This window comes from Boseongicola aestuarii, from assembly GCF_900184815.1.
Classification (GTDB): Bacteria; Pseudomonadota; Alphaproteobacteria; order Rhodobacterales; family Rhodobacteraceae; genus Boseongicola; species Boseongicola aestuarii.
This window is the reverse complement of record NZ_FXXQ01000004.1, coordinates 222,572-248,213: the sequence shown is the minus strand read 5'-3', so window position 1 is coordinate 248,213 and position 25,642 is coordinate 222,572. Positions and strand designations below refer to the sequence as shown.

Annotated in this window: 26 protein-coding genes and 1 pseudogene; 8 read left to right on the top strand and 19 right to left on the bottom strand. The window is 54.0% G+C overall.

Annotated features, from left to right (window positions below; translation table 11 throughout):
- Window positions 1-479 precede the first annotated feature (479 nt).
- Window positions 480-1,364, bottom strand: a complete 885-nt coding sequence (locus tag BOA8489_RS08495; RefSeq protein WP_093973574.1) for a LysR family transcriptional regulator — start codon at window positions 1,362-1,364, stop codon at window positions 480-482.
- A 99-nt stretch (window positions 1,365-1,463) separates the two neighbouring features.
- Between BOA8489_RS08495 and BOA8489_RS08490 the strand changes: the two genes are divergently transcribed.
- The gene (locus BOA8489_RS08490; RefSeq protein ID WP_093973573.1) at window positions 1,464-2,444 is read left to right on the top strand and encodes an NAD(P)-dependent alcohol dehydrogenase; all 981 of its coding nucleotides are present in this window, start codon (window positions 1,464-1,466) and stop codon (window positions 2,442-2,444) included.
- Window positions 2,445-2,856: 412 nt separating this feature from the next.
- Here BOA8489_RS08490 and alaE read toward each other — a convergent pair whose 3' ends face one another.
- The 12 genes and pseudogenes from alaE to BOA8489_RS08430 form a co-directional block, all read right to left on the bottom strand.
- Window positions 2,857-2,994 (bottom strand): L-alanine exporter AlaE, encoded by a 138-nt coding sequence (gene alaE, locus BOA8489_RS21065; protein WP_093973572.1) that lies wholly within the window; start codon window positions 2,992-2,994, stop codon window positions 2,857-2,859.
- A gap of 131 nt (window positions 2,995-3,125) precedes the next feature.
- Window positions 3,126-3,722 (bottom strand): annotated as a pseudogene (locus tag BOA8489_RS20725) (ABC transporter substrate-binding protein).
- A 57-nt stretch (window positions 3,723-3,779) separates the two neighbouring features.
- Window positions 3,780-4,496, bottom strand: a complete 717-nt coding sequence (locus BOA8489_RS08475; RefSeq protein ID WP_093973571.1) for an ATP-binding cassette domain-containing protein — start codon at window positions 4,494-4,496, stop codon at window positions 3,780-3,782.
- On the bottom strand, window positions 4,490-5,194 hold the full coding sequence (locus BOA8489_RS08470; RefSeq protein WP_093973570.1) for an ABC transporter permease: 705 nt from the start codon (window positions 5,192-5,194) through the stop codon (window positions 4,490-4,492). The genes BOA8489_RS08475 and BOA8489_RS08470 overlap by 7 nt, the downstream gene beginning before the upstream one ends.
- Window positions 5,195-5,355: 161 nt before the next feature.
- Complete coding sequence (locus BOA8489_RS08465) at window positions 5,356-6,660, bottom strand: c-type cytochrome (RefSeq protein ID WP_093973569.1); 1,305 nt, start codon at window positions 6,658-6,660, stop codon at window positions 5,356-5,358.
- Complete coding sequence (locus BOA8489_RS08460) at window positions 6,661-7,872, bottom strand: formate dehydrogenase subunit gamma (RefSeq protein WP_093973568.1); 1,212 nt, start codon at window positions 7,870-7,872, stop codon at window positions 6,661-6,663.
- A gap of 84 nt (window positions 7,873-7,956) precedes the next feature.
- Entirely contained in the window at window positions 7,957-8,550 is a 594-nt protein-coding gene (fdh3B, locus tag BOA8489_RS08455; protein ID WP_093973567.1) for a formate dehydrogenase FDH3 subunit beta, read from the bottom strand.
- Window positions 8,551-8,563: 13 nt separating this feature from the next.
- Window positions 8,564-11,572 (bottom strand): formate dehydrogenase subunit alpha, encoded by a 3,009-nt coding sequence (locus BOA8489_RS08450; RefSeq protein ID WP_093973566.1) that lies wholly within the window; start codon window positions 11,570-11,572, stop codon window positions 8,564-8,566.
- Window positions 11,573-11,675: 103 nt separating this feature from the next.
- Entirely contained in the window at window positions 11,676-11,864 is a 189-nt protein-coding gene (locus BOA8489_RS08445; RefSeq protein WP_093973565.1) for a twin-arginine translocation signal domain-containing protein, read from the bottom strand.
- A gap of 58 nt (window positions 11,865-11,922) precedes the next feature.
- A complete protein-coding gene (locus BOA8489_RS08440) occupies window positions 11,923-12,528 on the bottom strand; it encodes a TorD/DmsD family molecular chaperone (RefSeq protein WP_093973564.1) in 606 nt (201 codons plus the stop codon).
- Window positions 12,525-13,127 carry a DUF3306 domain-containing protein gene (locus tag BOA8489_RS08435; protein WP_093973563.1) on the bottom strand — a complete coding sequence of 201 codons (603 nt, stop codon included), beginning with the start codon at window positions 13,125-13,127 and terminating at the stop codon, window positions 12,525-12,527. The genes BOA8489_RS08440 and BOA8489_RS08435 overlap by 4 nt, the downstream gene beginning before the upstream one ends.
- The gene (locus tag BOA8489_RS08430; RefSeq protein ID WP_093973562.1) at window positions 13,124-13,684 is read right to left on the bottom strand and encodes a DUF3305 domain-containing protein; all 561 of its coding nucleotides are present in this window, start codon (window positions 13,682-13,684) and stop codon (window positions 13,124-13,126) included. Before BOA8489_RS08430 ends, BOA8489_RS08435 begins: the two co-directional genes overlap by 4 nt.
- A 318-nt stretch (window positions 13,685-14,002) precedes the next feature.
- Between BOA8489_RS08430 and BOA8489_RS08425 the strand changes: the two genes are divergently transcribed.
- Window positions 14,003-15,949, top strand: coding sequence for a 4Fe-4S binding protein (locus tag BOA8489_RS08425; protein WP_093973561.1), 1,947 nt, complete (start codon window positions 14,003-14,005; stop codon window positions 15,947-15,949).
- Window positions 15,950-15,960: 11 nt separating this feature from the next.
- Here BOA8489_RS08425 and BOA8489_RS08420 read toward each other — a convergent pair whose 3' ends face one another.
- A complete protein-coding gene (locus tag BOA8489_RS08420) occupies window positions 15,961-16,686 on the bottom strand; it encodes a cytochrome c family protein (protein ID WP_093973560.1) in 726 nt (241 codons plus the stop codon).
- A gap of 94 nt (window positions 16,687-16,780) precedes the next feature.
- Here BOA8489_RS08420 and BOA8489_RS08415 point away from each other — a divergent pair, with 94 nt between their 5' ends.
- The 4 genes from BOA8489_RS08415 to BOA8489_RS08400 are packed head-to-tail and all read left to right on the top strand — an operon-like array spanning window position 16,781 to window position 19,222.
- Complete coding sequence (locus tag BOA8489_RS08415; RefSeq protein ID WP_093973559.1) at window positions 16,781-16,972, top strand: DUF6494 family protein; 192 nt, start codon at window positions 16,781-16,783, stop codon at window positions 16,970-16,972.
- A complete protein-coding gene (locus tag BOA8489_RS08410; RefSeq protein WP_093973558.1) occupies window positions 16,973-18,028 on the top strand; it encodes an Mrp/NBP35 family ATP-binding protein in 1,056 nt (351 codons plus the stop codon).
- Window positions 18,025-18,729, top strand: a complete 705-nt coding sequence (locus tag BOA8489_RS08405) for a biotin/lipoate--protein ligase family protein (RefSeq protein WP_093973557.1) — start codon at window positions 18,025-18,027, stop codon at window positions 18,727-18,729. The genes BOA8489_RS08410 and BOA8489_RS08405 overlap by 4 nt, the downstream gene beginning before the upstream one ends.
- Window position 18,730: 1 nt before the next feature.
- Complete coding sequence (locus BOA8489_RS08400) at window positions 18,731-19,222, top strand: DUF6505 family protein (RefSeq protein WP_093973556.1); 492 nt, start codon at window positions 18,731-18,733, stop codon at window positions 19,220-19,222.
- Between the two features lie 40 nt (window positions 19,223-19,262).
- Here BOA8489_RS08400 and BOA8489_RS08395 read toward each other — a convergent pair whose 3' ends face one another.
- Entirely contained in the window at window positions 19,263-19,799 is a 537-nt protein-coding gene (locus BOA8489_RS08395) for a DUF2478 domain-containing protein (RefSeq protein WP_093973603.1), read from the bottom strand.
- 483 nt (window positions 19,800-20,282) lie between these two features.
- Between BOA8489_RS08395 and BOA8489_RS08390 the strand changes: the two genes are divergently transcribed.
- Complete coding sequence (locus BOA8489_RS08390) at window positions 20,283-21,587, top strand: multicopper oxidase family protein (RefSeq protein WP_245813737.1); 1,305 nt, start codon at window positions 20,283-20,285, stop codon at window positions 21,585-21,587.
- A 284-nt stretch (window positions 21,588-21,871) separates the two neighbouring features.
- Here the strand turns inward: BOA8489_RS08390 and BOA8489_RS08385 are convergent, their stop codons facing one another.
- Complete coding sequence (locus tag BOA8489_RS08385; RefSeq protein WP_093973601.1) at window positions 21,872-22,684, bottom strand: class I SAM-dependent methyltransferase; 813 nt, start codon at window positions 22,682-22,684, stop codon at window positions 21,872-21,874.
- Window positions 22,685-22,873: 189 nt separating this feature from the next.
- Window positions 22,874-23,206, bottom strand: a complete 333-nt coding sequence (locus tag BOA8489_RS08380) for a nuclear transport factor 2 family protein (RefSeq protein WP_093973555.1) — start codon at window positions 23,204-23,206, stop codon at window positions 22,874-22,876.
- Between the two features lie 197 nt (window positions 23,207-23,403).
- On the opposite strand from BOA8489_RS08380, the gene cynS reads away from it, so the two are divergent.
- Window positions 23,404-23,838 carry a cyanase gene (cynS, locus tag BOA8489_RS08375; RefSeq protein WP_093973554.1) on the top strand — a complete coding sequence of 145 codons (435 nt, stop codon included), beginning with the start codon at window positions 23,404-23,406 and terminating at the stop codon, window positions 23,836-23,838.
- Between the two features lie 174 nt (window positions 23,839-24,012).
- Here the strand turns inward: cynS and map are convergent, their stop codons facing one another.
- Window positions 24,013-24,840: a type I methionyl aminopeptidase gene (gene map, locus BOA8489_RS08370; protein WP_093973553.1), complete on the bottom strand. Its 828-nt coding sequence runs from the start codon at window positions 24,838-24,840 to the stop codon at window positions 24,013-24,015.
- Between the two features lie 60 nt (window positions 24,841-24,900).
- Window positions 24,901-25,608, bottom strand: coding sequence for a DNA/RNA nuclease SfsA (gene sfsA / locus BOA8489_RS08365; RefSeq protein WP_093973552.1), 708 nt, complete (start codon window positions 25,606-25,608; stop codon window positions 24,901-24,903).
- Window positions 25,609-25,642 lie beyond the last annotated feature (34 nt).

Below are 25,642 nucleotides of genomic sequence, written 5' to 3'. Positions count from 1 at the left end.
GAGCCAACCACGTTCAGAAGTCAGGCGATATGATCCCCGTCAATTGGGCCGGAGCACGTCCGCTCTGGGCTCAAAACGGCCATTCGCCGCAAGATGAACCAACGACTGCTATGCGGGACAGAGCCGCAGTTCGATGTTCTGGTTCGAAGGTTCGCTTTTTGCTCCTCACTACCGCAGCGAAAATTCTTAGAGTGAAAGTGGAGGTTCGCTGCGAAGAAGACGGACTTTGCAGCGTTGTCAAAAGCCGGCTTTCCACTCACGACCTCTGAGGCCATACACTACGACCTGCATTCGCAGCGTGTTCCTGGTTGCCGGATGGTTCCAAAAAGGTGCAAGCCCTCGGTTGCTTTCGCGCATCTCATATCTGTGTGTTGCTTGATCTCGAACCGCTTCAAAACCTGATTTGAGGGTCGGCTCCGATCATAAGTTTGAGGCCAAACTTGATGGGAAAGGTCGTCTTCTCCTGGAGGCTGGCCGCCCTACTTCCCGATGAAATCCACACGTCGCTCCAACAATGCAGCACTCAGATAGTCGACCAGCAATCGCGCGCGTTTTACCCGGCGCAGATCGCCATGTAGCAAGATCCAGGTGGAGCGTCGTTGGTCAATCTGGGTGCCGGGGACGCGTTGAAGCTCGGGGAAAACCGATTGCACCCAGTTGGCGATGAATGTCATGCCAGCACCCGCGCGCGCCATGTGCAGGTGCATCTGAGGATCGGCCACGGTATGCCGCACCCTTGCTTTGGGAAATGGCGTTGCGTCGATCATCGCCTGAAGTTCTGGCACATCGCCATAACCGATCCACGTCAGTCCCGCACCCTTTGGTCCGGCCTTGGGCAAGGTTTTGTCGATATAGCCGCGGGACGCAAAGACACCGATCGACAACGGAAAGAGCTTGCGCCCGACAGCATCTTCTTCGACTTCGCTCACGTGGCGAATAGAGATGTCAGTTTGGTCCTTGGCGATCGAGTCGATGAAATAGGAAAGCTTCAGTTCAATCTCGATGTCTGGGTATAGTTCAGCAAATGCGACCAAAACGGGCGCCAGCATGAAATGCGCGGTCAGCGGATCAGCCGATAGGCGGATGCGGCCTGAGGCCTCACGATCGAGACCTTTCACCGCGCTGAAACCTTTCAGCAGGGCCGCTTCTGCTTCCAAAGCCTGGGGCAACAAACGTCGCCCCGCCGCGGTCAACGTCAGCCCACCAGCGTTGCGGCGAAACAACGTTGTGCCCAATTGCGCCTCCAGCCCTTCAATCTGACGGCGGACAGTGGCGTGGGTGCCATCCATTTGCTCGGCACCAGCGCGCAGTGATCCTGACCGGGCAACGGCAAGAAAGGCAGGGAGTGATTTCCAGTCCATCATGTGGCTGTAACGTTATTGATCCATTGTGGATCATAATAGTCAATTATTGGACCAAAATAAATCCGGTATCTCCAACCCTATTCTAGAGAGGAGATCATCATGGAAACGACATTTCAAGCATGGGACGTCAGCCGCTACGGAGGTCCCGACGTCCTTACCCCCGTATTGCGGCCTGTGCCAACGCCAACCGCGACCCAAGTTTTGATCCGCATTCGCGCCTCGGCCGTGTCACGTGCCGACGGCTTAATGCGGGCGGGCCAGCCAAAGTTTGCGCGCCTGTTTCTGGGGCTGAAGCGCCCGCGGGCCGGCTTGTCAGGCACTTGTTTCTCCGGCGACGTCGTCTCGGTCGGTGATGACGTAACAAAGTTCCGCGTTGGCGATGCAGTCTTCGGCGAAGCCGGATTGAAGTTTGGTGCGAACGCTTCCTATATCTGCCTGGATCAGGCGGGTAGCCTTCTGAAGAAGCCTTACACCGTCACCTATGAAGAAGCCGCTACCCTGTTTGACGGTGCGATGACTTCTTGGCACTTCCTGAGCCGCATAGCCGCTGTCCAACCAGGCGAAGATGTCCTGATCCTCGGCGGATCGGGCAGTCTCGGGACAGCGGCAGTGCAGTTCGCGAAGGCCTTGGGTGCAACCGTCACAGCCAGTACCAGTGCCCGTAACGCAGGACTGCTGCGGTCCCTGGGAGCAGATCACGTTATTGATTACAAGGCCGAAGATCCGCTGAGACTCGGGTCCACCTACGACGTCGTCTTTGACACGCTTGGTATCTCTTCATTTGGTGCCGCGAAACTGAGATTGAAACAGGACGGGCGCTTCATCTGTCCGGTACTGGGACTGAGACTGCTGCGCGATGTGATCGTCACCGGCTTGCTCGGCAGCAAGAAAGCCAAGTTCGCGGCGGCAGGGATGTCGAAGCCCGCTGTCCATCGTGAAGAACTGACAGAGGTCCTCGCGCTGATGGCAAAGACCCAGTTCTCACCCGTGATGGACCGCACCTATCCGCTGGCCGATCTGGTGGAAGCGCATTGCTATGTCGAGACAGGCCGAAAGCGCGGCAATGTCGTTGTTGTCTAGGCTCTGCTGCAATGAACGCGCTTCCTGTTCCGCCGCAGTAGTCTCGGTTCGCCGGGCTCTGCTACCTGATCATTATCGTTTGCGGCGACGGGTTTCGGGTCGCCTTAAACGGGCCGTTGATTGACTTAGCAATAGCGCAAGGAACGATTGAGGCCGTAAACGCCGAAATCCATCATTCGCCGCGCGCTTCATCAGTGACAGCTATGCGGACAAAGTGTTAGCTCTCTTCGTCCGCGCCGATAACGGCTTTGTGGAACGAACACGAGAACCAAGCTATCCAACTTTCGCCTTCGCCGGCGTTCGTATGGTTGCAGGAACAGCCCAAATGGACGGCTTATGATGAGCATCAGCATTGCGGTTGAGGCAAGCGGCGTACCGATCTCCGTCCCGTCCACGCCGGTCAACCGCAAACTCAGCCATGGACCGGCAACTGGAACGTCAGGAACACAGCGCCATTGTACAGTGACTTGCTCCAAGAGACGTTTGGCTTAGCGGTCGCAAAGTACCAGTCACGCCAGACGCCGTATGGTCGCCCGGTCACGACCGTCATCGGAATCCAGCATTCATCTTAGCGCTGGGAAGTCATCCAAAAGACCATAGGAGTAACGACCCAAGGGGGTTAAGAGTGGGCCAGAAGCAAATGGGCCCAAAGAATCGTCCCAAGGTTAGTTCGATCGACTGCTAGAATCGAAAACTGGCGTTAAAAACAAAGAGCGTTTTGCCACCTATAGTGTAGCCATTAATCAGTTTGGATACGCTTTTTGATGTCAGTCAGGCTTCGCGTTTTTGTGCCGCAGTGTAACTAACGTGTGAGTGAATCACGGGACTCACCGGTAGATAGGCATACTGATTAAGAAGAACGTCATCGCCTTCGCGCATCAGGACTAAATCGCCAGCGTTACCGAGATTCAACCAACTCGCTCTGTCGGTGAGTATATACGCATTTAGACCGGACGCCGTATTCAAACTCGCTCCCATGCCAGCGCCAACTGCCTTTTACCAATCACAAAACTCTACCGGATCAAGTCCCGCACTAGCCCAAAGAGAGAGTTCTTTTTCGTGCGTCCCGCTGTCGTCGCCCCTACTCACAAACGCGTCCTCGGCCGACCTAGAATGAACAAGAATAGCATCAACGTCGCCAGATCGTCCGAGCCGTGAAGCTGGCTCGGTTCCAACAACCAAGAGCTGAGCATCCATCCCTGTGTCACTTTGGAATGCTGAAAGCAAGACATCGGAAAGGCCAGAATTGTGAAAGCTTGTAGTCACAGCCGTTTTCATCGTTTCGGCTTTTAGTGACGAGGCAAGGAATAGAAAAGAAAACGATGAAGAAGCGGATTAAACCAAAATATCTCCGTTGAGAAACGACCGCGCTTCCGGCGTCCTTGGTGAAGCCATAAAGCTTTCTGCGACCCCAACTTCATGCACTTTACCGTTCAACAAGAACACCACATCACTAGCAAGACGGCGACATTGACCAAGATCGTGAGTTGTCATGATGATTTTCGTTCCATCCTTACTCGCTTGGAGCAACAAGTCTTCTATATCCCTTGTCGCGCGACCGTCCAAATTAGCACACGGCTCATCGAGAAATAGAACCTTCGGCTTGCGGATCAAAGCCCGGCCAAGGGCGAGTTTCTGCTTTTCACCCCCCGAAAGCCGGGGAGCCGGGCGATCCATTGCGTCCGCGAGACCAATGCGTTCTGCCCACTCGCGTATCAGTATTTCAACGGTAGCCTTGTCGACACCGTGAACCTTCAAGGGATAAGCCAAATTCTGAGCCACAGTCCTCCGCAGCATGATCGGGTTTTGGAAAACATATGACTGCGCCTCGCGGGCCGCTTCTGCTGGAATGGACCAATCAACCGAGCCCCGCGTTACCCTTTCAACTCCGTGAAGAACCTTGAGAAGAGTCGTTTTTCCCGCACCATTTGGCCCCAAGACGACAGTGAAGCCTTCCGATCCAAGCTCCAAATCTATTGGTCCTAGGATTGTGGATCCGCGGCGCTTCACGACAAGATCGCTCAGCTTGACAGACATCAGCGACGTCACCACCTGCCCTCCCGCTCCGTTTTGGACAGCGCGTGCATAGTAAAGTTCACAGCAAGTGCCAACGCGATCAGGACAAACCCCAATCCAAGTGCCAAAGCGAAATCACCCTTCCCTGTTTCCAAAGCAATTGCAGTTGTAAGTACCCGAGTTGCATGGTCGATGTTTCCACCGACGATCATGATCGCACCTACTTCGCCAATCGCTCGCCCAAAACCCGCAAGCGAGGCCGTTAGAAGTGTTCTACGACCATCCCAGATCAATGTGAGCATCCGCTGCCGTCGCGAAGTGTTCAAAGAGATTAGAAGATCGTGATACTCAGCCCAAAGTTCACGCATGGCCTGGTGCGTTATCGACGCAATAAGAGGCGTAATGATGATGACCTGCGCAATAATCATGGCAGTCGGCGTGAACAATAGACCAAAGACGCCAAAAGGCCCTGATCGGCTCAATAGTAGATACACTATTAGTCCTACGACGACCGGCGGAAGCCCCATCAGTGCGTTCAGAGTTGCGATAGCAAGGCGTCGATGCCGGAACCGCCGAATGGCCAGCCAAGTTCCAAAGGGCAAAGCAATTGCCGACGCAATCAAGAGTGCTGTTAGACTTACCCGTAGAGAACGCAGCGAAATCTCAATTAGATCAGCATCAAACGTGACTATCAGCCAGAATGCGGCCCGCAATCCGGCCCAGATCTCATTCATTTTCAGATGATCCTAGCTCAGCTTGCTTCAACTAGTTGCCTAGGCGGACAGCCGGGCCTGATGTCTTTTCCTCAATGGAAAAACCTGCGCTACGTAACACGACATTCGACCCCACCGATATTACCACAAGCGCCAAAGCGGCATAGATAATAGCTCTCATATCAATTCCCCCCCTGCACTGTCGCGGTGCGAAGATACTCGATCAAATCATCCCGGTCCTGTTGCTTCGCAATACGTTGCATTGGCATCTTGGTCTCGGGAATGTAATGGTCAGGCCCTATTTCAAACAAATCATTGATCGTCTTAGCTGACCAGACAATTTTGGATTTATCTAGTGTTGCCGAGTAGTTGTAATCCGACACTGAACCTGCAGGTCGCCCGAAGAGTTTGTATAGACTGGGGCCCGCCTTTCTGGCGCTTCCTTCCGTCACCGTATGGCAAATCGAACACTTGCGCTTGAACTGACGCTCCCCATTTGGGAGCCGCTCGGGGTTTTCGAGGAACGATCGAACTTCAGCGCTCATTGGCTGGTGTTCATCCATTGTAGCTATCGGCCATGAGTACATGATGTCCTCGATACCACCGGCATGGATATTCCGTCCGTTGTTAGAGAAGGCCAAGGCCCATATCGGGCCGCGTTGTGTTGCACGAAAGTCCCGTGTTATCCGCCTCTCCTGAGTATCTATTATCATGATGAAACCCTCCCCATCACCGACAGCAAGTTGCTTGCTTGGGCCATGATAGGCCATGGCAAGAATTGGACGGCGATCAAGGGTGAAGTCAGCTATCAGCAAGCCGGACTCAAGATCAATCATCCGTGTGCCGCCATCGACGGCCCCGTACGCCAACCAACCGTCGTCCTCATTCAGCACAATTTCATTCACACCAAACCCATGAGACGCCAATTGCTGGACCTCAACATGGCTTTCTGTGTCCCAAATCCGAATTGTGCCGTCGGTTGAAGCTGAGTAGAGCCGGGTTCCGTCGCCGCTGAACACAACGTCATTTACACCCTGGCGATGCCCTTCCAAAAACACCGGGGAACCGTCGGCACCAGGCGCTATTGACCACACGCCAATCGTTGCATCCCAACTCGCCGTGGCAACTTTTTGACCTATTGGATCAACAGCGACTGACGTAATTTTTGCCCGATGCTGGCCTACCACATCTGACTTTTGGTTTTCACCAAGAGCCCACGCTCTCAGCACGAAGTCATCGCCTCCGGAAATAATGGTAATGTCATTAAAAAACTCAACAGCTGTCACAGCTGCTTCATGTCCATCGAGCCAATCGGGTTCGCTACCTTTCCACGCGCCAACAGAATTGTCGAAACTCGCCGTTGCGATCTGGTCGGACGAGGAAACAGCGATATCCATGATGGGGCCGCCGTGACCCTTAAGAGTAAAGAAATCTTGGGCCGAAACAGGCGAACCTAGCACTATCAAAATGCAAAGTGCTCGGATCATTTATTCGGCTGGAGTGGCGTCTTCAGATGGAGACTTGGACGCCTTTTCCGCTAGAACTTCTTCGACCCAAATCGAGTGATGTTCTCGTGCCCATTGTTCCTCAACTTCACCGCTTCCCATCGCATCGTATGCGCCCTCCATACCTACTGATCCAATGTAGATATGCGCCAAGATAATGGCCATGAGAACAAAACTGACGATCGCGTGCCAGGCTTGTGAAAGCTGCATCTCTTCATGTGGCGCTAGAACCTCAGGAAGCGGGGCCATTCCAAACAACCCGGGAATCCCAAACGCATTGAGTTTTGCAAATGTCGCCGCAAACATATTGATTTCAAACGGGAAAAGCAAAGCCAAGCCGGATGCAGATATCGACGTACCTAAGACAATCACTGACCAGAAGATCAGCTTCTGGCCCGCATTGAACTTTTTCGCTGGCGGATGCCCTTTGGTGAAGATTCCGCCGCCCTTGAGTATCCAATTAATGTCTGTGCGATCAGGAAGGTTGTGAATGACCCACATCACAAAAACCATGGCCAGCCCGAGAATGAAGGCCCACGAAACATTATTGTGTACCCACTTGGACGCAACCGCCACAGTTGCAAACGCATCATGACCGAATACGGGGATCAAGAACTTCCTCCCCATCAACGTAATCAAACCAGTAATCCCTAGCAGGATGAATGACCCCGCCAACAACCAATGCCCGAAACGTTCAATCGTCTTGAAGCGCGTGACTGTCCGACCGGTCTTCTCGCCGTCTATCGTTATCTTTCCGCGGACAAAGTAGAATATTGCCAACAAGCCAAGAGTCGCCAACAACAACAAACCGCCATTGGTAATCAATGGTCCCTGTCGGAACGTTAACCAAGCCATACCACCATCTTGTATGAGCGTGGTCGCTGCTGGACCGTTGTTGGAAGCCGTAATGTCCACACTTCCAAATCTAAAGGCTCTCCACAATTCCGGATCGGAAGCACCTCCGAGGGTTCCAAGCTGGTTTTCAATACCTGCTGCGTTTTCTGGATTGCCCGTCGCGTCGCTGCGAAACGAATTATCAACCGGTTCTCCACGCTGACGACGCATGATGTCTTCTAACGTCTGAGCGCCGCCCGTCGCAGATCGGTCGATGGTGTCATCCCGCCCCGCGTCTTGCGCATAGGCCGACGAAATCCAAGTCACAGTGATGAAAAGAGTAATCAGTGCGCGAAACATGTCCGGTCCCCAAAATTCTCTAGGAAAAAAGGGCGACCTCCTAGTTAGAGATCGCCCTTTTCTGGTCAAATGGGCAGTGACTGCCTATCCGTCTTTTTGGTCGTAGGCGGTCCCCCACCCCCAAGCACCAGATCCAAAGCCACGGGCAACCACGCGTTCGCGATAAATGCCCGACACAATGTCTCCGTCACCTGCGAGAAGCGCCTTAGTCGCACACATCTCGGCGCAAATAGGCAGTTTGCCCTCTGCAATCCGATTGCGTCCGTATTTGGCGAACTCGGCTGTGGAGTGGTTCTCTTCGGGGCCACCAGCGCAGAATGTACATTTGTCCATCTTGCCGCGGCTTCCAAAGTTGCCTGCCTGTGGGAATTGCGGCGCACCAAACGGGCACGCATAGAAGCAATATCCGCAACCGATGCAGAGGTCTTTGGAGTGAAGAACCACCCCTTCCTCATTCTGGTAAAAGCAATCCACAGGGCAGACCGCCATACACGGTGCATCAGAACAATGCATACAAGCCACTGAGATCGAACGTTCACCGGGCGAGCCGTCATTGATTGTGACGACCTTGCGGCGGTTGATGCCCCAGGGCACTTCATGCTCGTTTTTACAAGCAGTGACACAGGCGTTGCATTCGATGCAGCGTTCAGCGTCTACGAGAAACTTAGCTCTTGCCATTTCTCATTCTCCCTTATGCTGTCCAGATTTTGCAAAGAGTGGCCTTGGTCTCTTGCATCTGGGTCACTGAATCGTAGCCATAGGTCTGAGCTGTGTTGGTACTCTCACCAAGCACATAGGGATCCGCACCGTCGGGGTATTTATCCCGCAGGTCCGCACCCTCAAAGTGGCCGCCAAAGTGGAACGGCATAAACGCCACGCCCTCTCCGACCCTTTCGGTAACCATGGCCATGACTTTGACCTTGGCGCCCTCAGGGCCCTCCACCCAGACTTGTGTGCCGTCACGGATACCAAGGTTATTGGCATCACGAGTGTTTATCTCAACAAACATGTCCTGCTGGAGTTCCGCCAACCATGGGTTTGAACGGCTCTCATCGCCACCACCCTCATACTCGACCAGACGACCCGAAGTTAGGATCATCGGATACTCCTTCGAGAAATCCTGTTTCTGGATCGAAGCATACATGGTCGGGAGTCGATAGAACTTCCGATCCTCGTAAGTTGGGTAGTCCGCCACAAGATCGCGACGGTTGGTGTAAAGCGGCTCCCGGTGTACCGGAATTGGATCTGGGAATGTCCAGACCACCGCACGCGCTTTGGCGTTTCCGAATGGAGCCATCTCATGTGCAATCGCCACCCTCTGGATGCCTCCTGAAAGGTCCGTCTTCCAGTTGATCTTACCGATCGCTTCGCCTGAAGATGACCAGATCGCCTCGATGGCATCCGGTGTTTCGCCATCTTCAAGGTTGGCATTGGCAATATCGATCAACGGATGGTCTTCCGCTACATACTCGCCCGCAGCAATTGCCTGTATTGCAGCCCATTCGGCCTTGGTCAGTTCCTTGTCCCAGCCAAGATCGTGAAGCATTGCCATCGTGAATTCAGGATAACCGTCCTGAATATCGGAATCCAAGCTCGCAACACCTTCGGCCAATAGGTTTTCACCATCCCGCTCAACACCGAATCGAGCGCGGAACGTCAGACCTCCCTCGGAAACACGCTTAGACATGTCATAGAGGTTTGGCGTACCGGGGTGGTTCATTTCGGCCGTGCCCCAGCTTGGCCATGGCAGACCATAGTAATCGCCGTCGGCTGGACCGCCATTGGCGCGCAGCGTCGTTCTGTCGAACGTGTGCTGATTTGCCATGTGCTTCTTGATCCGATCCGGACTTTGACCCGTGTATCCGATTGTCCACATTCCGCGATTGAACTCGTGCGTGATGCTTTCAACATTCGGTGTCTCTTCATCTTCCATTTCGATGTTCCGGAAGAGTCGGTCCGCCCAGCCAAACTTGTTGGCGAACTTGGCCATGATAACCTCGTCGGGCAGACTCTCGAAGAGTGGATCAACCACCTTGTCGCGCCACTGAAACGACCGGTTTGATGCAGTGACAGAGCCGCGTGTTTCGAACTGTGTACATGCAGGCAGAAGGTAAACACCGTCTGTTCTGTCATGTAGCACCGCCGAAACTGTTGGATATGGGTCAACCACAACGAGCATATCGAGCTGCTCCATCGCGGTTTTCATCTCCTTCATACGGGTCTGAGAGTTTGGCGCGTGCCCCCAAAGAACCATCGCACGAACCTTGTTCGGGTTGTCCATGTTCTCTGGGTCCTCAAGGACACCATCGATCCAGCGTGACACCGGAATCCCGGTGAGATTTTGAAGCGACTTGTCCTTGCCGTCTGCATCCTTGACCACGGCAAACTGACCCTTGAGCCAGTCAGCGTCTTCTTCCCAGACACGGGCCCAGTGTGCCCATGCACCAGCCGACAGACCATAGTAGCCAGGCAGCGTGTGCGAAAGAACACCAAGGTCAGTCGCACCTTGCACGTTGTCATGACCGCGGAAGATGTTTGTACCGCCTCCAGATGTACCCATGTTTCCAAGAGCAAGCTGCAAAATGCAGTAAGCGCGCGTGTTGTTGTTGCCGTTGGTGTGCTGAGTACCACCCATGCACCAGATCACTGTGCCAGGGCGGTTGTTCACCATTGTACGAGCAACGCGACGCAACTGCGAACCAGGTGTGCCGGTGACACGCTCTACTTCTTCAGGATTCCACTTCGCGACTTCTTCCTTGATCTGGTCCATGCCCCACACCCTTGTGCGGATGAACTCTTTGTCTTCCCAGTCATTATCAAAGATATGCCAGAGAATACCCCAGATCAGAGCAACGTCTGTGCCCGGACGGAAGCGAACATATTCGTCTGCGTGTGCAGCTGTGCGCGTGAACCGTGGGTCACAAACAATCAATGGAGCATTGTTTTGCTCTTTTGCGCGAAGAACGTGCAAAAGCGAAACAGGATGCGCCTCAGCGGGGTTACCCCCGATTATGAAGATTGCTCTGGAATTGTGAATGTCGTTGTAGCTGTTGGTCATGGCGCCGTAGCCCCATGTGTTTGCTACACCGGCAACCGTTGTCGAGTGACAAATCCGAGCTTGGTGGTCGACGTTATTGGTCCCCCAGTAAGCTGCAAATTTGCGGAACAGATAGGCCTGTTCATTGTTGTGTTTCGCGGACCCAAGCCAGTAGACACTATCTGGTCCACTTTCTTCGCGAATGTTCATCATGCCGTCGCCAATCTCGTCGATTGCTTGCTCCCAGCTGATGCGCTTCCATTCGCCGCCTTCTTTTTTCATCGGATACTTCAGCCGCCGCTCGCCATGAGCGTGCTCGCGAACCGCTGCGCCTTTAGCGCAGTGAGCGCCGAGATTGAACGGGCTGTCCCAGCCGGGTTCCTGCCCCGTCCAGACACCATTCGTCACCTCTGCAACAACGGTACAGCCGACCGAGCAGTGCGTGCATACAGATTTTACTGTTTCAACCGCATTGTTCGCCGCTGATTGAGCCGACGCCTGAGTGACAAAGCCACCCGTCGCCGAAATTGCGGCAAGGCCACCAATGGCCAAACCGGATCCGCGCAAAAACGCGCGGCGATCCACAGATTTCTCTGCGACGTCAGACAGGATACCAGTCCGCTGGGAGCGTCTCGCAACCCCGTTGGTCTTTTTCCTAAGCATTTTAGTCCCTCCCTTGCTTGCCCATCCGGGCTTGCAGGTCTTCGAATTTCCATCAGCAGTCGGGCGTCACGCAACCAGTCGCTTCAGGCGTGATAACGGCATCCTAAAAGCGGGTGCTGTCCAAGTAAGCGCGTGTGTGCGCGGTGTCCTGCATCTTGTTAGAGGCTGGATCAACGGGCTGGGCTTCAGCATCAGTTGCGCCCGCGGCTAACGCTGCCGCTGCAACTGGTGCGGTCGTTCCGGCCAGTTTAAGAAAATCCCGGCGGCTTGTGCCTTCGTTTTTCTTCGTCATGGGGATGTCTCCCTCCCTAGTGTATGGCGAGCATCCTCGCCGGTTCTGTCGCAAGGAGCTACCCTGCGGACATTCTGAACGCTTCGCGCTCAATCTCCATAAATACGCGCCCAATATTTCCCACACACGCGTAAACGACCGAGTTTTTTGCGGCCTCCAGATCCGAAAAAAAGTGCCCGGCCCAAGGTGCGATATGTTTGTTGAAAAAGAGCTTCTGGTCTTCGAGATCAGCAGTCGTCCCAAAACGACCGACAATCATTCCGGCCATCATTTCCATGAGGGACGCGATGTTGTCTTCTGGTTCGTAAACATTAGGAGCGCGGGTCATCGTGCGAACAGCCATGTCATTACGCAAACTCGCCAGAGGCTTCTCATTCAGGAAGCCCGTCAAATAGTAACTTGCATAAGGCAGCAGTTCTCCCCGTCCCAGCCCGACGAATAGCGCATTGAACTCACTTTCAACCTTTTTGGGTTTTGAGGCCTTGGCGACTCGTGACAAACCAGAGATTGCCTTGCCCAACTCGCTCTCATCACCAGACAAATTCACGCACTGATCCAAAAGCAACTGATCAGGAGGCCCAGCCAACATGAGCCCGAGAAAATTGTACAAGTCGGCCCGTAAACGGTCTTCCGACACAATCTGGATATCTTCGACGGCGCTCACGACATTTCCTCAACTCTGAATTTCATTCGGCGCGGAGATGGAGCGATCAGCTCCTCAGGCTCATAGGACTCCGCAACCAACACTTTCTCTTCGGATATCTCTTCTGGCTCCGGCTGAAGTTCGCGTTCTTCAAGTTCTTGAAGGTCATCGTCCTCTACCTCTGGCTCGATTTCGCTTGGATTCTCAAGCTCCTCAGCCTGACGCGCCATTTCCTGAATATGCTTCAACATACCTTTGCCGACCTGATACGCGGTTTGCATATTTTCAACGACAAGCGCAGCGTCGGTAAAGTCCTCGCCGTAGTCTACAAGCATGTCGACATTTGCCAAAGTCGGGTTCGAACGCCAAAGAACGCGAAGCGCCCGACGCCGCAGTCGGTCAGGAACAGCTCTCGTCATAAACACCGAAAAATCATCACCCATCTTCAGGCTTTCAGGCTCTGGAAGATTCAGCTCGGTCAAAATCTCTTCGTCGCTTTTTTCTTCGAGAACGGCATGCTCATCGGCAAGAGACTGAGCTTCAATCGCTGCCTTCTCAGCCTCAGCTTCGGCCAAAACGCCCGCTTTTCGGCGGGACCAGAAATTTTGCTCACCGCTCAATGAATTGTCTCCGATCTCCGCGGCGCACGATACACATCCGCAACCTGACGAATTCGGGCGTCGCCAATCCCATCCTGTTTCAAATCGACACGCGCGTTTTTCCTACGCCGCTTCACAAAGATTTCTTCTTCATGGTGAAGCTCAACATAGTCGCGAATGTAAGCCACCAGACCTTCCGGCATCGGGACTTTTTCAACCAGCTCTTCGCCGGTATCAGCATAGTCCTGTGCCTCGTACGGGGATGCTGTAGCTAGAACCATCTCCAAAGGACTGTCGTCGTCGGTCTCGCGCATGACGACATAAATCGAAGGAACTTTGGTCGAAAGCCCGGACAGGTAGGCCTCTGTGTCTGTTCGATAGAGCACCAATGGCAATGTCGCGGCGTGGTATTCCACCACTTCACCTTCGCGGCGAAGTTCCTTCCAAACCGCCTCTGCAGCACCGGGCAAAACACCAACCGCTTTCCACACTTGCTTCGCCCAGCGCGTAACTCCAGGCGCCCTGCGGACAACGATGCCCAAAGGTAGTGAAATCGATTTCTGGTCTTTTGCAGTCAAGATACCTCCGAAGCGCTCGCTCTCACTGCTCTTAGTTTGGAGGAAAACTCCTTCTTCACAAAGGAGTTTCTGGCGAAGAAAGCACAAAAAAAAGATGTGCCGCGACGCGGCATTCTACTCGGTTAACGAATACCCAACGGGACATGGCTCTATCGCAAAGGAATTGATTGAAAACGATATCACGCGATGGGTTCTTTGCAGTCGCAGAAACAAGTAACCTCAAGAAATCCGCGAGGGATAAGTGTTTACCGTAGCGACGAATCGCGTCTAACTTGTCTCTCGCGAAACCCTTCCGAGAGCACAACAAAGGAAATCTGAATGGCGAAAAAGCTTGTTTTGTGCGACTGCCTTGGCAGCCAATCCTTCGATGTGAACGCCATTTCGAAAGCCAGCGGCTTTCCTTGCTCTCGAGTCTACACAAATCTTTGCGTCTCGCAGATCGAAGACGCCGCAAAGGAAATTTCGTCAGGCGATGCAATTATCGCCTGCCAACAAGAGCGCAGGATATTTGAAGAGCTTGCCGAAGATCTAAATGCAGAAGTCTCGGGCTTCGTAGACCTTCGAGATCGCGCAGGTTGGGGCGAAGGCGATCCCTCTCCCAAGATGGCAGCATTGGTCGCCGAAGCCGCGATGCCTATGAAGTTCGGGAAGTCCGTGGATGTCCGCTCGGAAGGATCCATTTTGATCTTCGGCGGCGCTGAAGCTCTTAAAGCTGCAGACAAGCTTTGCGAAACTCTTGCAGTAACCGTGCTCTTGGCTCCCGATGACGAATTGCCTTTGAATCGCCGCTTTGATTGCGTTGTCGGTCATTTGGATCAAGTCTCCGGCGCACTTGGCGGATTTAGGATTAGGATCAAAGACTTCCAAGTGCCAAATTACGGCGGTCGGGGCGAGATGACCCTCGGCATTCCGCAGAGCATGGCTCTTTCCGAGTGTGACATTGTTTTGGACTTAAGCGGGCAACCAGCCCGTGTCCCCGCACCAGAAAAACGCGAAGGATACCTTCGCGCTGATCCTAATCACCAACCCTCCGTCGCTCAAGCAATCCTTGACGCATCCCAGCTCGTTGGGACCTTTGAGAAACCGCTTTACGTGCGGCTAGAAGAAAGTCTTTGCGCGCATAGTCGAGCCGAAAAACCCGCATGCTCAAATTGCTTGAACGTCTGCCCCACTGGCGCCATCACTTCAGCTGGCGAGAACGTCGCAATAGACCCCATGGTCTGCGCGGGCTGCGGCTCGTGTTCAGCTGTGTGCCCATCTGGTGCCATCACCTATGACGCGCCTCCGGTGGAGACTGTTTTCAAACGCCTGACAACCATGGCTTCTGCGTACTACAAGGCAGGTGGCACAGGTGCGCGTCTGCTGGTGCATGACGCCAACCATGGCATTGAGCTGATCTCGCTAGCGGCGCGCTTCGGGCGCGGTTTACCCGCCGACGTCATCCCGATCGAAATAGCAGCGCTCTCAAGCTTCGGTCACGCAGAGGCACTAGCCGCGTTGGCAACTGCTTTTGTACACGTCGATATCCTCATGGCGCCAACGACTGAACGCGGAGTAATTGAAACTCAATGTCAGCTAGCCAATGCGATCGCAGGCGAAAGTTCTGTTGGGATTATTGACGAGTCTGATCCCGACGCATTGAGCGCGCATCTTTACGATGCTCAAATTGACCCAGTTATCTGCGAACCTATTCTACCACTTGGCAACCGTCGCCAGGTAGCGAGGCTTGCAGCTAAAGCAATCCAACCCAATTCAGACACTATTGAGCTCCCAGAAGGCGCGCCGTATGGCGCCGTGATAGTTGACACCGACGCTTGCACTTTGTGCCTTTCTTGCGCCTCGTTGTGCCCATCAGGTGCTCTCGGCGACAATGTTGACCTCCCACAGTTGCGCTTTCAGGAAGACGCCTGCCTGCAATGCGGATTATGTGTCAGCGTTTGTCCAGAGAAAGCCATAACTCTGCAACCGCAGTTGGACCTGACGGACGCTGCACTCACCCAACGTGTCATGCACGAAGAAGAACCCTTTGCCTGTATCGAATGCGGCTCCTTGTTTGGTGTGAAATCAACTGTTGAGCGCATTACCGAGAAGCTGGCTGGCTCTCATTCAATGTTCTCAACGTCGCAGGCTGCCAAACTCATTCAGATGTGCGACAACTGCCGCATTCAGGCCCAGTACCACTCGGAGGATAATCCGTTCCAAGGCGGCGAGCGCCCGCGCGTTCGGACAACGGAAGACTACTTTTCAAAGCGCAAAGATCACTGATCTTGAGCCCGTTACTTCGTATTGAGCGGCGCCCCTAAATCTGCGGCCTCAATAGAGCCTACAAACGCTGTGATCGCATCAATCTCATCTAACGTCACTTCAATTGGCGCAATGGGAGACGGAAGATGTTCCGGAAATGGCGCTGTTACATCCTTTACTTGTGTAAACGCCCCATGCGGCTTCAAAACGTAAAAGGCCTGAAACCGTTCCTGCCAATCTGCAAAATTACGCATAAGTGCAAAGGATGGCGTGGAGCCGATCGCATCCATACGGTTCTCATCGCTTACCACATGGCATCGTCCGCACTTTCCCAAGCTGACTTCGGCGCCCAATTTTATGTCGCCCGTCAAAACCACTTCTTCCTCTTCAGTCTGAACGCCCACGTCACTGCTGTAGATGGGTCCACCTTCTGGCTTAAAACCGTCGATCGTTCTCTTGCCTATGTCGGACGCCATCCAATTCAAGAACGTATCCGCGTGTGGACCATCAACTTTGCTGACAAAGTAGACCTTGTCCTCTCGCCGAAACACCGGCGTACCGCTTTCGCCGATCTCCAACTCAGCAGGAGATGAGCTCAAGTTAATGCGAACTCCGGTCTTCAGCGAAAACCTAGGCAAAATATACTTCAGGAAACCGTCCGCTACCAATTCATCGGGAGCAGATAGCGTGATCTCTTTGGTTTGGGCCGATGCACTTGAGGCTACCAACACTAGGATGACAGTCAGCAGTTTCAGCATTCGGGCAGCTCCAAATCTCATAACGGGTTGCATGTCAGCCTATGGGCGCTAGGGTCAAACCGTCAACATTTACAGAAAATAAGGCCGAGTAACCATGAGTGATGACTTCAACATGTCCATGCGCAAATTCCTCAAACAGGTCGGCGTGACTTCGCAGCAAGCCATCGAAGAAGGCATGCGAAATGCGGGCAGTACCGAAGGCAAAAGCTACTCTGCAAAGATGGTATTGACCGTCGACGGTCTCGATATCGAACACGTCGTCACTGGCAAGATTGAAGGCGCATAGATGGCACTTACCCGGGAGGAAGTGCTCGCCTGCCTAAGAGGTATCGACGCGCCATCTGGAACAAACATTGTGGACGCCGGCTTAGTTCGGGCCCTGCAGGTTGAGGACACCTCAGTCCGCTTCGTTATGGAGGTTGAAAGCCCAGCACCCTACGGCGAGGCTAAGTCCAAAGCCGAAGACGCACTCAAGAAACTCGGAGCGAGCGCTGTCTCCATCGTGATGACCGCGCATTCCACACCAAAACCCCCGCCCGATCTCGGCACCGGGCGCAAGGCCGAACCTTCTGGTCCAGAAAAAATTCCTGGAATTGACCGGATAATCGCTGTCGCATCGGGGAAAGGTGGCGTCGGGAAATCAACTGTTGCATCCAATCTTGCCTGTGCCCTCGCGGCCGAAGGCCGGCGAGTCGGGCTGTTGGATGCAGACGTATACGGACCATCACAGCCACGCATGCTTGGTGTGTCGGGCCGCCCACAAAGCCCCGACGGTAAAATCATTCTCCCCTTGAGGAACCACGGCGTCACGATGATGTCGATCGGTCTAATGACCAACGAAGATCAGGCCGTTGTTTGGCGCGGCCCCATGTTGATGGGAGCCTTGCAGCAAATGTTGTCGCAGGTTCAATGGGGCGCGTTGGATGTCCTCATTGTGGACCTGCCGCCGGGGACAGGCGATGTGCAAATGACACTTGCACAAAAAGCGCATCTCGACGGTGCCATAATCGTGTCGACACCGCAGGATATTGCTCTTCTGGACGCCCGAAAAGGCATTGATATGTTCAATCAGATGAAGACCCCGATTTTGGGAATGATTGAGAACATGAGCACGCATATCTGCTCCAGCTGTGGTCATGAAGAGCATGTCTTTGGACACGGCGGTGTTACTTCCGAGGCGAATAAACTAGGCATTCCGCTACTTGCGGAAATCCCGCTCCACCTCGACATCAGGCTGGCCGCAGACGGTGGCGCGCCCATAGTAGTTAGCAAACCGGACTCGGCGCAGGCCAAGGGTTTCCGTACGGTTGCAAAAGCTCTGATTGATATGGGATCTGCATGAGCTCTCCAACCTTTCCGCCCCTTTTTTGGGGATTGGCTGTCGAAGGCCAAGTTGATCCGTTCGACAAAGCATGCGTCGAGGCCGCACGCGGCTGCGACGCAGGTCTCGTCGTTTACAATTTGGGAGCAAATGAACTGCGAGCCGCATTGGTATTTGCCCCAGATGTCCCGCTGAAAGATGCAATGACGATGCTGCCTTTATGCGGTGTAGGCTTTCAGAATGCTCTCGGCGCACTGGCACCACCCGAAGTGGCCGTTCATCTCGGTTGGTCCGGCGATATCCTAATCAACGGCGCTAAATGCGGTAGACTGCGTGTCGCTAGCTCCCACAGCGCTCCCGCGGCCGAGCCCGATTGGTTAGTGGTTGGATTAGATTTACCGCTCTGGCCCGATAGCGATGATCCCGGAGAAAGCCCGAACCAAACTGCGCTTTACGCCGAAGGGTGCGCTGACGTGAAGGCTGACATGCTGGTCGAATCTTGGGTCAAACACACGCTTGTCGGAATAAACCGTTGGTCGGATGAAGGGGTAAGTTCCCTTCACAAGGAATGGCGCGGACTTGCCCATGGAATAGGAGAGGACATAGAAATTGCTGGTACATCAGGAACTTACCTTGGAATAGACGAGCGCCTTGGCATGCTGCTACGTGACGAAGCCACAACACATCTGATCCCCCTCACCCATCTTTTGGAGAACAGCTAACATGATGCTAGCTCGAGCAATCCACTTCGATGAGAGCGATATGAATGTCTTTCATTCGCCTGCGAGAACCGGCGAATGGTGCATATCAGGCGGGTTCGAATTCTCGAATTGGTCCGAGTCAGATCTCGCGGGCAAGGCTCGCCAAGCTTTCACGAATGGATGGCTTGGAGTTGAAACGTTTGGTCGTGTGACTTTCGTGGCAGTAACGCAAATTGAACCGGTTGAGCTCGAAACTCTTAAGCACGCGCTGGCACAGCATTTTGTTGATATTTACGGAGCCCCTTCCGCCGAAGAGGCAATGGGAGTCGCCGAGCATGAGATCATGCAGATGGCCGATATGTGCTCAGGTCAGCCGCCGAATACGCTGATGACAGTGACCCGTATATTGACAGAATCCGGAGTAAAAGAGAGTTACCGAACCATAGAGCCTCGCGACGCAGGCTTAGACCAATTCGCGATTCATGGCTCACTGGATGACGGTCACGACCACTAACTAACAGCACTCATAGGTAGCTCTGGAAACTCGACAAAGCCTACGCAACGTGATCCGTCTTTTGCGAACGGTCACTTTGTAAGATGGAGTCTAGCCACTCCCGCAGAGCCGTTTCGGTAGCTTCCAAATGCTCTGCCGCACCGTCAGTGAATTCCAAGAATGCGTCGTGGTTCAATCGGTTCAGACCAACGATAATCGGCACCTCGAGTTCAAGAGCTTGTGCGATCAGTGGACGAAACCCGCGGCCAGTGGCTTCGTGTTTTCCGAACTTGTTGACGATCAAGCACTCGGAATTCCTGTCCAAACGTCCCGCGACAAGTCCGATAGCGCTTTCAAGGGCGGAGGCATCCAATCTGCAACCTCGCGATAGGGCACCAAGATCTTGGGAAATTCTGATCAAGGGTCCGTCAGGAAGCACTTTCACATCCATGTCGCACCTCCCTGACGATTTGCACCGTTCATTAATTTGCACTGTGCCTACCGGACTGTACCCGTCTTCGCAAAGACGAGCTGCAAATTGAAACAACAGTAAATCCGTACCGCCAGTCTCGGATGAAAATGTATATGCGATGTTCATTCTGCAAACGCCCTCTAAGCTTACAACTTGATGCTGGTTCTCGAGAAATGCCCTGAATTCGGTTTGATAGGATTTAGCAGTAGAGAGTATCGTCGAAAACCGGGGCCGCAACCTCACAAACACCGATCCTGCGTCCGGGCTGTCAGTCATGCATTGCGCCACCTGCCGCGGACTTGCGGGCCTACGTATTGAACTGACCGACGCGCCTGGCGCTCTATTTCCGTTTTATGTCCGCTCAGTGGAAACTCATAACGTCCGAGCAAAACCACTCTAGGTCTGCTCTACACACAAAATTGTGATATCCCCTCTTGGAGCACTTGCTTGACCGTCCAGTGGGCGGAACCTTTACAAAGCTCAGAAGGTCGGAGTCGCGTTCTCGAAAAAATGTTCTTGCTACTCCGACGGCACTTTCTGCGCTCGGCATTCATTGGACGTTGGGTCATCCACATACGATGATCACCGCAAAAAAAACGGGATTTGGGAATGATGAAGCTCACACGTCGAACTCTACTGAGCACTGCCGCCGCCGCATTTGCGATGCCGAGACATGCACTCGCTACTCCGAGCGTCTTGCGTGCAGAAGCTGTCAGCCTGCAAGTGTTACCTGCGGGTCAAAATGCGACCGCGCTGTGGGGCTTCAACGGGTCGTCTCCGGGGCCAGAATTGCGGGTTCGCCAAGGCGACACACTTGCACTTCGATTTGAGAACCGCACCGAGCAACCGTCATCCGTCCATTGGCACGGGATACGTCTGGAGAATGCAATGGACGGTGTGCCCGGCTTAACCCAACCACTCGTTCAACCCGGAGAGACTTTCGACTATACATTCAAGGTGCCTGACGCAGGCACCTTTTGGTATCACTCTCATCATCAGTCTTGGGAACAAGTGGCCCGCGGACTTTATGGGCCGTTGATTGTCGATGAGATTGACCCACCAGAGGTCGATGCCGACATCACAGTCACTCTCGACGACTGGCGTCTGGATGAAAACGGAGCGATTATGGGCGGCTTCGGGAACATGCACGACTTCTCGCATGCCGGGCGCCTAGGGAACTATGCGATGATATTGCCATCGCAGGAAAATGTGCGACTAGGGGATCGGGTGCGGTTGCGCCTTATCAACACCGCCACAGCTCGCGTGTTTCCTATACGAATTGAAGGGCTGAACGCCAAAGTCGTTGCCCTCGATGGTATGCCCCTTGCTGAACCACGGGATCTCTCAGACATTCAAATCGCTCCGGCTCAGCGCGTGGACATTATCGGCGATGTGACGGCACAGGTGGATTTCCTCTTCGTGGCACGCGATGAGCTTTACGAAATGGGGTCGCTTTCGATAGCGGGCGAGAACCCTGACCCGGCGAGATCAAATATTTCCGGCTTGCCGGCAACCAATTTGCCTTATCCTGCTGAGACACCCGACCATAACCTGACACTCAGGATGGAAGGCGGTGCGATGGGCGGGCGCCACGCGGGTGATGACATCTGGGCCTTCAACGGTGTGTCTGGCCTGAAGAGCGCGCCTTTCGCGAAAATCAAACGCGGCGAAACAGCCATCATAGAAATAATTAATGACACAAGCTTTCCGCACGGAATTCACCTGCACGGTCACCACTTTCACGAGTTGAGTGACGATGGGTCGATGGGTGACTTTCGTGATACTTCTCTGGTCGAACGCGGCGCAATCCGAAAGATCGTCGCTGTCTTTGACAACCCCGGCAAGTGGTTGCTGCATTGCCATATGCTCGAACATCAGGCTTCGGGAATGAAAACTTGGATCGAGGTGACATGATACGCTTTGCGATGATGCGTTGTGATTGACCAGCGCGTCCGGCCACGCGGCGCATGAGTTGGGCGGCGCCGACATGTGCCGGGTCGGTGGGCGCTCAGCTATCTTATGGCAGGGCCGCGACTGGCGCAGTTATCTGACCGTCAAGCCTAACTCGAAAGGTCTGCGCGCAGATGAAACGGACAATCTCCGTTTCTAGCCGTTCGCAACAAAACCTTCATCGAGCGCCTAGCCAATGACCGCTCTGAGCCCAAAGCAGGCGTGGCGAGTAAGCATAAATCGCACGATTACGACATTCGGCAATTAAAGGTTGTTGCGGACAGGGGCATTGTCATGCCGCTTGATCCGAATGTCGCCCTGAGAGCGGACTGCATCTCTGAAACAACCTCTCTCGGGTCCACTCCACCGCGTTCTCTGATTTCGTCGATGAGCGGGTTGCCATAAACGAGCGCCGCTGCAAATGCTTCTGGATTGGCGATCGTCTTGTTGAGTTGGGTAGTCTCATGCTCCACTTCGGACCACCCGCCAGATTCCAAATCCGCTTGAACCTCTTCTGGGTTCCCATAGTGAAAGGGGACCTTATAGAACCCAGGCGGATCGTCTGGAAAGAATTTCGTACCTACATCCTGCGCCATTATTGCGAACGGATTTTCCGACATTGCGCTCCAGACGTTGAAAACATAACGCCCCCCAGGCTTCAGAACGCGAGCCGCTTCCCGGTATGAAACTGGTTTGTCAGGGAAAAACATGACGCCGAATTGACAAACAATGAGATCAAAAGCCTCGTCGCCGAAAGGCAAGTCCATTGCATTTGCTACGCGAAACTCAACGTTTTCTTCTTCGGAAAACTTGCCTTTAGCGACGTCCAGCATTGGTTGGTTTAGGTCTGTAACCATTAACTGGGAATTGGCGGGCAACTTGTTCCTTAACAATCTGCTCAATATCCCCGTCCCGGCCGCGAGCTCGATGACATTCCTTGCATCGACGTTGCAGCAGAGGTCAGAGAGCATTTCGGCATAGTCGACGAAGATGTTAGGGCCAAGGCCGTTATCGTAGTGCTCCGGAATATCTCCTACGAAACTGGAAGAACTGTTAGACACAGTGAGGCCCCTGTCTGCTAAGTAATCCACTAATGAGTAAGACACTATCTGAAGTCGTTGGCTTTTGCGAATGTGGCTGCATTCAGTCCGGTCTTATATGACGACAGTTTGACCGCACAGCAGTCATTTACTCTGAAAGGTATCAGAGTCCGGCATACGGTCGTATCAGGCTATAGACGCGAAACAGGGTTATTTCCGGATTGGCGTTGCGCCCGTCTCGACACGGCTAATTTTTCCGTCTTTCTTTAGACAAGACATCAAGACCGCCTCACGGGTCCCGTCAGGATAGTCATTAACCGAGTGCATCACTAGAATATCGTCATTCTCGTAAATACAACGTCGCACGCCCATGTCGGTTTTGTCGGACGCCATCATCTTTTTAATCAGGTCGCTGAACTCGTCTCTGTTCATTTCGGTCCCGGTTTGGTGCCGAATAAAAATAGCATCGTCGCTGTAGAGCGCGACATATGCGTCCGCATCTCGGTTTTGGATTGCCTTGTTCAATTCTTCGAAAATCGCCATCGCTTATCCCCATTTCTGCTTTGATAATCTCAGCCTCTGCTGAATTTCCTAAGGGCGCAACGATTCCATTTTCGATACGTGGACAGCGGATAGACGAATAACCGCCCAGTCCGCAGAGCAATCATCAGTTCTCGCTGCAGCAAATGGCGGCTTCGAGCCCGACTTGACCAATCGAGGGAGCGGAGCAATCGCGCTGACTGAATCTCCGCTGCCACAACACCGCCGAGAGTAAGAAACAGGCCGGGATGACCTGGGAAGAGATTGCCGAAAAGATCGGCATGTCTCCGGTGTGGACCCATTCAGCTGCTATGGGCATGAATGCATTTCCACTCGAAAAGGCAAAGCTGATGGTCAGCGTCATGGGCCTGCCGCAGGAAGCCGAAAGCGTGCTGGCGGAAAGCCCCACCAAGATCTGGGAACAGGCTGTTCCGACAGATCCATGCATCTATCGTTTTTATGAAATTGTGGGTGTATATGGCCCGACACTCAAAGCACTCATTCAAGAGAAATTCGGCGATGGGATCATGTCGGCCATCGATTTCGACATGTCCGTGACCCGGATAGAAAACCCCAAAGGCGACCGTGTAAAGGTCGAGATGACCGGCAAATATCTTGGTTACAATAGCTGGTAGGTTCCGATGATACGGAACGGCCGCTCAAAGGCTTCCGGGCGCATGAAGGCGCCCGGACCCCGGCTCGGTTGCACCAAACCAGTATAACGCGCCGAAAAAGCGATTGATGTGGCACCCGATCATGGCATGCGCCGTGCATCCTCAAGGACGTGCAGATCATTCAAAGCAACCGGCCTAGCCCCAGGTAGGGTGAAACTTGCCCGCAGGCGACAACGTGAAAATCTCGACACCGTCTTCCGTCACGCCCACCGAATGCTCGAACTGAGCAGAGAGTGATTTGTCACGGGTCACGGCCGTCCAGTCATCGGACAAAACCTTGGTTTCGGGGCGGCCAAGGTTGACCATGGGTTCGATCGTGAAGAACATGCCCGGCTCAAGCTCCGCGCCCGTTCCTGGTCGGCCATAGTGCAAGACATTTGGCGGCGCATGAAACACACGCCCCAGCCCATGTCCGCAAAAATCGCGAACCACTGACATGCGGTGTGCTTCGACATAAGCCTGAATGGCATGGCCGATATCACCGAAGGTATTGCCCGGCTTAACCGCCTCGATACCCTTGAACAAAGCGTCATGGGTCACCTGAATCAGCCGCTCGGCCTTGCGTGACAATCCACCTGCCGCGAACATGCGACTTGTATCACCGAACCATCCGTCAACGATCACAGTCACGTCGACGTTCAGAATATCGCCGTCTTTCAAACGTTTCTCGCCCGGTATGCCATGGCAGACCACGTGGTTCACACTGATGCAACTGGCGTGCTGATAGCCTTTGTACCCAATGGTTGCGGACGTCGCTCCGGCCTCTTCGACCATGCGCGTAATGGCATCATCGATTTCACCGGTGGTTGCTCCCGGCACGACAAGCGGTGCGATATCGTCAAGAATACGGGCCGCCAACGCGCCCGCCCGATGCATACCTGCAAAATCGTCCTGGTCGTAAATACGGATGCCGTCTTTCGTCATCCGGCCCTGCCTGCGGTCGTCCAAAGTCTCAATTCCCATGTGGTTTCAGGTCGATATAGGAGGTTTACACGGATTTCGCTAGCCACCTCGGGCATTGCGTCACACCATCAGCGGGATCGGCGCGCCGATCTCAACGCCCCCGCGCGTGATTTCCGTGCCATAACAAATCGCCTCGACACCCGCCTTTCGCGCACGATCAAAAGCGGCGCCGTAAGCAGGATCAAGATCACGAGCCAGGTCGAAACGGCCACAGTCTGTGCGTTGCACTAGATAGACCATCACAGCGCGATGACCCTCGCCAACCATAGCGGCCAGATCATCCAGATGACGCGCGCCGCGCGCCGTCACGCAGTCGGGAAACTCGGCAAGATCGCTTTCTCTTCGAAGATGAACGTTCTTCACTTCGACATACACGTCAGGCTTGCCCGCACCACTCAGCAGAAAATCGATCCTGCTTTTTTCGGCATACCGGACTTCCGGGCGCACATTGTCCCAGGCCGCCAACTCGGAAATGGCGCCCGCCGCAAGTGCCTCGCTGACAACACGGTTCGGCACGCCGGTATCGATCCCCGCCAGATGACCCCCCGGCAGTTCAACCAAACGCCAACCGAACTTCAGCTTCTTCCTTGGATCATCATTCGGCTCAAGCCAGACCCGAGTTCCCGGTTCCGCAAGTCCCAGCATCGCGCCGGGGTTCGGGCAATGCGCAACCGTCAGCTCCCCCGTTCCTTCAAGCTCAACATCAGCCAGAAAGCGTTTATAGCGTCGCACAAGTCGCGCAGGCACAAGAGGGCTTGGAAACCGCATGTTCAGCGGCCTATACCGACAAAAGCAAAGGGAC